The sequence below is a fragment of the Pseudomonas sp. Tul2A7 genome (assembly GCF_054790505.1).
Genome location: NZ_CP186499.1, coordinates 4,323,312 through 4,334,278 on the forward strand (window position 1 = coordinate 4,323,312; position 10,967 = coordinate 4,334,278).

The window sequence follows — 10,967 nt, forward strand, 5'->3', positions numbered from 1 at the left end:
GAGCGAGCCTGCTCGCGAAGGCTGGATGTCAGAAAAGCAGTTCTCAACTGACCCACCGCTTTCGCGAGCAGGCTCGCTCCCACAGGTTTTGTATCGCCCTCAGACCAGTGCTTGCGGGCTGAAACGCCGATTCCAGACCCCTCTAGTATTAAAGTATTAACACCATTTAATCCGTGCCCCATTGCCGGGCGTCTACTAGCTTTGTCCCCAATAACGCGGTTTTGTGATGACCGTCGCAGTCTTGATACGCGTGTGGAATAAGCACGGCTCTTCGCGCGCTCAAGGAAGAAATTGGCCACGACAAGGAGTAGCCCGTGGAAGCAAGGTTTGGTGTCGCCCTCGTTTCGCGCTTTTCCCCTCTTTCCCTTGCTGTGCACTTGAGCGTTGCCGGGCTGTTGTTCGGCGGCGTCAGCGCACCTGCGTTGGCCACGTGCTCCACAGCGGGTTCAACGGTGACCTGTACCGGCGTGCCGAGCCTGCCGCTGTTTCTCAATAATTTTTCCAGCGCCACCAGTGGCCTGACGGTCAACGTCAACAGCGGGGCGCAGATGAACGCGACCCTCGGCGGCCATGTGATGGACCTGACCGGGGTGAACATTTCCCTGAACAACTCCGGCACCATTGACCCGGCGCTGCTCGGCCTGGTCTCGGTGTTGAGCGGCGGCGCGTTCATCGGCACTGGCGCAACAAGCACGGTCAGTGTGCTCAACAACGCCAGCGGGATCATCCGTGGTACGGGCATGCTGCTCGGGCTCAACCTGACCAGCATCGACGGCCTGGCCCTTTCGGTTAACAACGCGGCAACCGGCACCACCAGCATCACCAACAACGGCACCATCACCTCGACCGGACTCTCGATCGGCGGAATCACGTTGGCGGATACCCCGGTGATCGGCGTTTACGGTGGCTCGCAGGTCAACATGACCAACAGCAGCACCGGTGTGATCAACGGCCGAATTGCGTTCGAAACCTCGGCGGCGGGCAACACTTTCACCAACGCCGGTGCGATTACCGGCGGTGTGTCGATGGGCGCGGCCAGCACCAACACCTTCACCGCGGTGACCGGCTCCAGCGTCAACGTCGGTGACGGTGTACAGATCAGCGTCGGCCTCGGCGGTTTGATCGGCATCAACCTGACCTTCGCTCCGACCGGCACGGTCGATGGTGGCGCGGGCGGCACCAACAGCCTCATCCTGCAAAACCCGATCGGCGTCGGCGGCGGCACCACGGGTGTCGGCACCGCATCGAGTGCGACCTACGTCAACTTCAACAACCTGACCCTCAACAGCGGCACCTGGACCTTGCAGGGGCCATTGGTCAGCGGCGCGACCACGCTTAACGGTGGTGTTGCCCAGTTCAACAACAACGCGACCTTCGGCAGCGGCGTAATCACATCCAACGGCGGGATTCTCCAGGCCAGCAATGCCGGGTTGAACGTCAGTAACCTGATTTCCCTCGGCGCTGGCGGCGTGACGGTGCAAGGCACCAACGCTACCACCCTGAGCGGGGTGATTTCCGGCAGCGGCGGTTTGACCAAAGTCGGTTCCGGGCAACTGAGCCTCAGCGCCGCCAACACCTACCTGGGCAACACCACGCTCAACGGCGGCACCGTGCAGTTGGGCAACAACCTGGCGCTGAGCACCGGCACCCTCAACGTCACTGGCGCGACAACGTTGAGCGCCCCGGGCACGATCAGCCTGAACAACGCCATCAGCCTCGGTGGCACCTTGACCGCCGGCGGCACCGGCGCGCTGACCCTCGGCGGTTTGATCAGCGGCAGCAGCGGCCTGACCAAAACCGGCAGCGGCAGCCTGACCGTCAGTGGCGCCAACAGCGGGTTCACCGGCACCACCACCCTGAGCGCCGGCAGCCTGCTGGTGACCAACAACAACTCGCTGGGCAGTGGTGCGCTGAATACCGCCGCCGGCACCAGTCTGGACAGCACCACCAACGTCACCCTGGCCAATAACATCGGCATGACCGGCGCGCTCAACGTGCTCGGCAGCAATGCCCTGACACTCGGCGGCGTGTTGTCCGGCACTGGTGGGATTACCAAATCCGGCAGCGCCAGCCTGACCTTGAGCGGCAACAACACCAACAGCGGCAACACGCTGCTCAATGCCGGCAGCCTGTTCGTTGGCAGCAACACCGCGCTGGGGACTGGCGCACTGAATGCGGCGGCGGGTACCACGCTGGATGCGACTGCCGCAGTGACATTGGCCAACGCCGTTGCGCTGGCGGGCGGGGTGACCATCGGCGGCACTCAGGCATTGGGCCTGAGCGGCGTTGTCAGCGGCGTCGGCAGTTTGATCAAGAATGGCACGGCGGATCTGACCCTCAGCGGCAACAACACCTTCTCCGGCGGCACTGCGCTCAATGCCGGTACGCTGATTGTCGGTTCCAATACGGCGCTGGGTACCGGTGCCCTGGCCGCAGCGGCAGGCACCAAACTCGACGCCAGCACCACGGCCGCGTTGACCAATGCGGTGACCCTTGGCGGTGATCTGGAAGTGCGTGGCAGCGCTGACCTGACCCTCGGTGGTGTGATCAGCGGCAGTGGCGGGTTGACCAAGCGCGGTTTTGCCAACCTGACTCTCAACGGTGCCAACACTTATCTCGGCGGTACCACGCTGGCCGCCGGCACGCTCACTGTGGGCAACGCGGCCGCGTTGGGCAGCGGTGCATTGAACGTCATCGATGTCTCAGCGCTGGACAGCAACACCGCTGTCAACCTGAGCAACAACATCAACCTCAACAGCAGTACCCTGAGCCTCGGCGGCAGCAGCGGTCTGACCCTCTCCGGTGTCATCAACGGCGCCGGTCAACTGATCAAGAACGGCGCCGCCAACCTGACCCTCGATGGGGTAAACACGTTCGCTGGCGGAACCACGTTGAACGCCGGCAGCTTGACTGTCGGTAACGTCGCGGCGCTGGGCACTGGCGCCCTGACTGTCGCCGGGGCCAGTACCCTCAACAGCAGCACGGCGGTGACCCTGAACAACGCAATCACCCTCAACGCCAACCTCACCGCCGGCGGCGCCAATGCGCTGACCCTTGGCGGGGTGATCAGTGGCAGCAACGGTTTGATCAAGACCGGCGCATCGAGCCTGACTCTCAACGGCAACAACACCTACACCGGCACCACGGCGCTGAATGCCGGGTCACTGATTGTCGGTTCCAGCACCGCCCTCGGCACCGGCACACTCAACGCCTCGAACGGCACCACCCTCGATGCCAGCACCGCCGCCACCCTGGCCAATAACGTCAACCTCGGCGGCACCCTGACCTTGGGCGGTAGCAATGCGCTGACCCTCGGCGGCGTAGTCGCCGGTATCGGTGGACTGACCAAGAACGGCGCTGCCGACCTGACCCTCAACGGCGCCAACAGTTATTTTGGCAACACCGTGTTGAACACCGGCAAACTGACCGTCGGCAGCAACACCGCGCTGGGTTCCGGCACGTTGAACGCGGCGGCCAACACCACGCTGGACGCCAACACCGCCGTCAGCCTGAACAATGCCGTGGCGCTGGCCGGCGCCTTGAACATCGGCGGCACGGCGAATATGACCCTGACCGGTCTGGTCAGCGGCGCCGGCAGTCTGGTGAAAGACGGCGCGGCCAATCTGATTCTCAATGCCGCCAACAACTACCTCGGCGGCACCACGCTGAACGCCGGCACTCTGACCGTCGGCAACAGTTCTGCATTGGGCTCCGGTGCGCTGACCGTTGCTGGCGCGGCAACGCTCGACAGCAACTCGCCGCTGGTCAGCCTCAACAACGCCGTCACCCTCAATGCGGCGCTGACCGTGGGCGGTACGCAGAACCTGACCCTCGGCGGTGTCACCAGTGGCACCGGCCAGTTGATCAAGGACGGCGCAGCCAACCTGACCGTCAATGGCAACAACACCTTCAGCGGCGGCACCACACTCAACGCCGGCACGTTGACCCTTGGCAATGCCAACGGTCTGGGCAGTGGCGCATTGGTCGTCGGTGGCGCGGCAACGCTGGATAACAGCGCATCGTTCGGCATCGGCAACGCCATTACCCTGAATGCCGGACTGACCGTCGCCGGCAACAACGATTTGAGCTTGAACGGCATCATTGACGGCGCCGGCAGCCTGACCAAAAACGGCCTTTCCGACCTGACCCTGGCCGGCAATAACACCTTCACTGGCGCGCTGAACATCATCTCGGGCAGCGTCACCACGCTCAATACCAACGCATTGGGCAACACCTCCGGCGTCAACATCAGCGCCGGCGCCGGGCTGAATCTGGGCAGCGATGCCAGCCTCGGTGCGCTGACCGGCAGCGGCAGTGTGCAACTCACCGGCAGCAACCTGCTGACCGTCGGCAGCGGCAACGTCACCAGCACCTTCGACGGCGATCTCAGCGGCAGCGGCGGCCTGGTCAAAGTCGGCACCGGCACCTTGAACCTCACCGGGATCAACGGCATTACCGGCAATACCGCGATCGATGGCGGTATCGTGAATCTCAGTGGTTCGCTGGGCAGTGCGCAAGTCAACGTCAATACCGGTGGCACGCTGACCGGTACCGGCTCGGCGCTCGGCGCGGTCAACATCAACAACGGTGGGCATCTGGCGTTGTCGTCGGGCAACACCTTGTCGGCGAGTGCTCTGACTCTCGGCGCCGGCAGCAACGTTGATGTGGCACTGGGCACACCGTCGACCGCGTCGCTGATGAATGTCGGCGGCAACCTCACCCTCGACGGCAATCTCAACGTCACCGACGCTGGCGGCTTTGGCGTCGGCGTGTATCGGCTGTTCAACTACACCGGCGCCCTGACCAATCTCGGTCTGGACGTCGCCAGCGTGCCGGTCGGCTACGGCCTCGGCGACCTGGTGGTGCAGACCGGCGTGGCCAATCAGATCAACATCCAAGTGTCGGCGCCGAACGTCAACATTCGTTACTGGGACGGCAGCCAGACCATTGCCAACGGCGTGGTCGATGGCGGCAGCGGCACGTGGAATGCGGTCGGCACCAACTGGACCGACGCCAATGGTTTGGTCAACCAGCCGTGGGCCGGCGATTTCGCGGTGTTCCAGGGCACTGCCGGCACGGTGACGGTGAACGGCACCCAAGCGTTTACCGGCATGCAGTTCCTCACTGACGGTTACAACGTGGTCAACGGTGCGGCGGGGCAACTCACGGCGGTCAACGGCACCGGCGGCACCACTTCGTTGCGCGTCGATCCGGGCGTGACGGCGACCATCAATGCCAATATCGATGGCAGCGGCATCCTCAATAAACTCGACGCCGGCACCCTGGTGCTCGGTGGTGCCAACACCTATACCGGCGGCACGCAACTGGACGGCGGCAAGATCATCGTCGGCAGCAACACCGCGCTCGGCACCGGCACGTTGACGGCGAATGCCGGTACGCAACTGGACAGCAATGCAGCGGTGACACTGGCCAACGCCGCGACGCTCAACGGCAACCTCACCGTGGTCGGCAGCAATGCACTGACCCTCAACGGCGTGATTGGCGGCACTGGTGGCCTGATCAAAACCGGCGTGGCGAACCTGACCCTCGGCGGCAACAACGCCTTCCTCGGGCCGGTGGCGCTGAACGCCGGCGGACTGATTCTGGCGTCGAACTCGGCGTTGGGCTCCGGCACGTTGAATGCGGCGGGCGGCACCACACTGGATGCGAGCACTGCGGTTTCGGTAAACAACGCGGTCAACCTGGCGGGCAATCTCGGCATCGGCGGCACGGCGGATCTGACCCTGGCCGGTACGGTCAACGGCGCCGGCAGCCTGAGTAAAAACGGCGCAGCCAACCTGACCCTCAGCGGCAACAACAACTTCCTCGGCGGCACCACTCTGAACGCCGGCACCCTGACCGCCGGCAGCAACTCGGCACTGGGTCTGGGCAACCTGACCGTGGCCGGTGCTTCGGCGCTGGACAGCAACAGCGCGCTGAGCCTGGGCAACAACGTCGTGCTCAACGCCAATCTGAGCAACGCCGGCAGCAACAACCTGACCCTCGCCGGTGTCGTCAGCGGCGCGGGTGGCTTGATCAAGGACGGCGCGTCGAACCTGACACTCAACGGCATCAACACCTTCACCGGCGGTACTACGCTGAATGCCGGCACGCTGACCCTCGGTACGGGCGCGTCTCTGGGCAGCGGCGCGCTGACCGTGGCCGGTGCTTCCACCCTCGACAATTCCGCGCCACTGGTGCTGGCCAACAACCTCAACGTCAATGCCAATCTGGCCTTGTCCGGTAACAATAATCTGACCCTTGGCGGTGTGATCGCTGGCGCCGGCACGTTGAGCAAAAATGGTCTGGCCGACGTGACCCTGAGCGGCAACAACACCTTCAGCGGCACCTTCGATGTGGCGTCCGGCAGCCTGACCACGCTGAGTGGCGCGGCGCTGGGCAACAACGCCACGGTCAATCTCGCGGGTGGCGCGGCGTTGAATCTCGGTGCCTCGGGCAGTCTCGCCAGCCTCACGGGCAGCGGCACTGCGCTGATCGGTACGGGCAATACGTTGAGCCTCGGTGGCAACAACGTCAGCAGCACGTTCGCCGGCATCCTCAGCGGTGACGGCAGCCTGAGCAAACTCGGCAGCGGCACCCTGACCCTCAGCGGCATCAGCGACCTGACTGGTGACACCAACGTCAACGCCGGCACCTTGCAGGTCAACGGCTCACTGGCCAGCGGCAATGTGCTGGTCAACAGCGGCGGCACCCTCGGTGGCAGCGGCACGTTGAGCGGTGCCGTGACGGTGGCCGATGGCGGTCATCTGGCGGGCGTCACCGGCAGTACGCTGAGCGTCAGTTCGCTGCTGTTCAACGGCAATTCAAACTTCGACGTCGGCCTCGGTACACCGGTGTCCGGTGGCGGCAATGCGCTGGTCAATGTCGGCGGCAACCTGACCCTCGACGGCACCCTCAACGTCAGTGACATCGGCGGTTTTGGCAGCGGCGTCTATCGCCTGATCGACTACACCGGCGGCCTGACCGACAACGGCATGCTCCTCGGCACACTGCCGGGCAGCGTCAGCCCGGGCGATCTGACCCTGCAAACCGCACTGGCCAATCAGATCAACCTGCTGGTCACCGCACCGGGCGTCACCGTGCAGTTCTGGGACGGCAATCAACTGGTGGCCAACGGTTCGGTCGAAGGCGGCAGCGGCACCTGGGGCACCGGCACCACCAACTGGACCGACGTCAACGGCACCACAAACCAAGCCTGGACCAACAGCTTTGCGGTGTTCCAGGGCGCGGCCGGCACGGTGACCGTCAACGGCGCGCAAACCATCACTGGCATGCAGTTCGTCACCGATGGCTACAGCCTGGTGAATGGCACGGCGGGCTCGCTGAACCTGGTCAACGGTTCGCTGGGCAATGCCACGGTGCGTGTTGATCCCAATGCCACTGCGACCATTGGTGTTGCGCTCAACGGCAGCGGCACATTGGGCAAATACGACACGGGTACGCTGGTGCTCAACGCGGCCAACGGTTACACCGGTGGCACGGCGCTCAATGGCGGCAAGATCGTGGTTGGCAACAACGCGGCGCTCGGCAGCGGTGTGTTGACCGCCGCCGATGGCACGGCGCTGGACAGCAATGCGGCCGTCAGCCTCGGTAACGACGTGGTCGTCAACGGTGGTTTGACCGTTGCCGGTTCCAACGCCCTGACCCTCGACGGCGTGGTCAGTGGCAGCGGCAGCATCATCAAGGCCGGCGCATCGAGCCTGACCCTCAACGGCAGCAACACTTACAGCGGCGGCACTCAGCTCGCCGGCGGTACGCTGGTTCTTGGCAACAACAGTGCACTCAGCAGCGGTGCGCTTAACGTGACCGGTGACGGCATACTCGACAGCACCTCGGCGCTGCAACTGGCCAACGCCGTCAACCTTGGCGCGCAACTGACCCTTGCCGGCAATCAGAACACCACGCTGATCGGTGCTGTGACCGGCACCGGAAGTCTGCTGAAAAACGGTAGCGGCGATCTCGTCCTCAGTGGTGCCAACACCTACAGCGGTGGCACCACGTTGAACAGCGGCACGACGCGCGGTGACACCAGCAGCCTGCAAGGTGCGATCGTCAACAACGCGACGCTGACCTTCGAGCAAAACGCCGATGGCAGCTACACCGGCAATCTCACCGGCGCCGGTACGCTGAACAAAACCGGTACCGGTCAATTGCTCCTGAGCGGCAACAACACCTTCACCGGCAACACCTCGGTGCAGGCCGGCAACCTGATCGTCAACGGTGTGCTCAACAGCGCCAACGTCAACGTTGCCAGCGGCGCGAGCATCGGCGGTGGCGGTCAGCTCGGCGGCGCCGTGCAACTGGCCAGCGGTGCGACGCTGGCTGGCGGTGGCACGGCGACACCTTTGTCGGTCGGTTCGCTGGCACTGTCCTCGGGGACCAATCTGGACTTCAGCCTCGGCTCGGCAACCAGTTCGACCACGGTGGTCAATGTCGCTGGCAACCTGACCCTCGACGGTACGCTGAACGTCAGCAATGCCGGCGGTTTCGGCACTGGGGTTTATCAACTGTTCAGCTACGGCGGCAGCCTGACCGACAACGGTCTGGTGTATGGCAGCCTGCCGGTTTCGGCGGCTAATCTGACCCTGCAAACCGCGATCGCCAATCAGATCAACCTGCTGGTGCAAGGCACGCCGGGTGAGGTGCAGTTCTGGAACGGTGGCAAAACCAATCCGGATGGCAGCATTGGTGGCGGCAGTGGCGTGTGGGGGCCAGGCACTAACTGGACCGACCCGAACGGCACGCAGGCGCTCGCTTCGAACGGTCAGTTCGCGGTGTTCGGTGGCCAGGCGGGTACTGTGACCGTGCAGGGCAATCAGAACTTCACCGGTCTGCAATTCCTCTCCGGCGGCTACAGCCTGGTTCCGGGGGCTGGCGGGACGTTGACGCCGGTCAATGGCGCCGACGGCAGCCTTGCACCGGTGCGGGTCAATGCCGGGGGAAGTGCGGAAATTTCCGCGCCGCTGGTGGGCACGGGTGGTATCGAAAAGCTTGATGCCGGCACGCTGGTATTGAGCGGTGCCAACACCTACAGCGGTGGCACCACCGTCAGCGGCGGTACGTTGATCGGTAATACCACCAGCCTGCAGGGCAACATTCTCAACAACGCTTCGCTGGTGTTCCAACAAAACGTCAATGGTCTGTTCAACGGGGTCCTCAGCGGTCTCGGGGCGATGGCCAAACGTGGCGCCGGTACCTTGCTGTTGACCGGTGATAACCCATTCAGCGGCACCGTATCGGTCGACCAAGGTGTGCTGCAAATCGGCAGACCCTTGGCTCGGGCGTCGTTGGGCGGTCAGGTCACCGTGGCCAATGGTGCAGGGCTGAGCGGTAATGGCAGCGTCGGTTCCGTGGTCAACCATGGGGTTGTCGCTTCGGGGTCCGAAGCCGGAACCCTGAGCGTCGCCGGTAACCTGACCAACGCCTCCGACGGTGTGTTGGCGCTGACAGTCAGCGCACCCACCGCAACGCCACTGGCAGTCGGCGGCACGGCAACGCTGGGTGGCGGGCTGCAAGTGAATTCCCTGGCACCGTTCACCGGCAACACCACGTATTCGCTGATCACGGCGGGTGGTGGGGTGAACGGCACCTTCAGCGCTGCGGACCTGCCGCAATACGCGTTCCTCAACAGCGCCCTGGTGTATGACGCCAACTCGGTGAACCTGGTGGTCAGCCGCAATGGCAATTCGTTCGCTGATGTCGCCGCCACCGACAACCAGTTCCGCACCGCCACCGCGCTCTCGAACAACGGCCCGGCGGGTGCGGCGTTGCAGAACGAGATCGTCAACCTCAGTGTCGCCGGCGCGCGTAATGCCTTCGACAGTCTGTCCGGTGAGATCCACGCCAGCACCGCCAGCGCCATCCTCGAGGATTCGCGCTACGTGCGTGACGCGGTCAACGACCGTATGCGCCAACCGTCATGCAGCGCGGCGGACGATCCACGCCGTGCCTTGGCGCCAAGTGGCAACCAACTGAGCAGCAACGGTTGCCACGGTGAAATGGTCGGCTGGGCCCGTGCACTCGGCGCGTGGGGCGAGTCGGATGGCGACAGCAACGCGGCGAAACTCGACCGTAATCTCAGCGGCTTCATGCTCGGCACCGACAAGCAACTCGATGACCAGTGGCGCGTGGGCATGGCCGCCGGCTACACCCGCAGCGACCTCGATGCCCATGATCGTCGCTCAGATGCGACCGTCGAAAGCTACCACCTGGCTGCGTACCTCAACTCGCAGTTCGACGCCCTTGCAGTGCGCCTCGGCGCGGCTTATAGCTGGCACGACATCGAGACCAAACGCAACGTCAGCGTCGGCAGCTACAACGATCGCCTGAAGGCCAATTACGATGCGCGCAGCGCCCAGGTATTCGGTGAAGTCGGCTACGCCATCGACGCTGGCGGCATTGCCCTCGAACCGTTTGCCGGTCTGGCCTACGTCAACTACGACACTGACAAAGCCAAGGAGAAGGGTGGAGTAGGGCGCCTGGAGGCCGATGCCGATCAAGACATCACCTTTTCGACCCTCGGCGTACGTGCCGGCAAAGTCATCACCCTGGCCAACGGCGGGCAATTCACTCCGCGCGCGGCCATCGGCTGGCGCCATGCCTTTGGTGATACCAAGCCTGATGCTGATCTGACCTTCATCGACGGCGGCGCCTCGTTCAGCACACAGGGCGTGCCGATCGCCAAGGACAGCGCCATCGTTGAAGCAGGTGTCGACTTCCAGATCAGCCCGACCGGCAAACTCGGTGTCGGCTACTCGGGGCAACTGTCGAACGACAGCAACGACCATGCGATGACCATCAGCTTCAGCCTGGGCTTCTGATTTAGGGTCGAAGCACTTTTAGCCGCCCGCAAGGGCGGTTTTTTTTGCACGGGCAAAAAGTCGCGGTCATGTCTGTAGGAAATATGGCCTGAGGTCGACCGTTTCTCCCTGGTCAGAAAAAACTTA

Annotated in this window: 1 protein-coding gene; it reads left to right on the forward strand. The window is 63.8% G+C overall.

Annotated elements, in window-relative coordinates; all coding sequences use genetic code 11:
* The first annotated feature begins 314 nt into the window (after nucleotides 1-314).
* On the forward strand, nucleotides 315-10,841 hold the full coding sequence (locus ACOYXJ_RS19520) for an autotransporter-associated beta strand repeat-containing protein (protein WP_460371086.1): 10,527 nt from the start codon (nucleotides 315-317) through the stop codon (nucleotides 10,839-10,841).
* The last annotated feature ends 126 nt before the right edge of the window (nucleotides 10,842-10,967 follow it).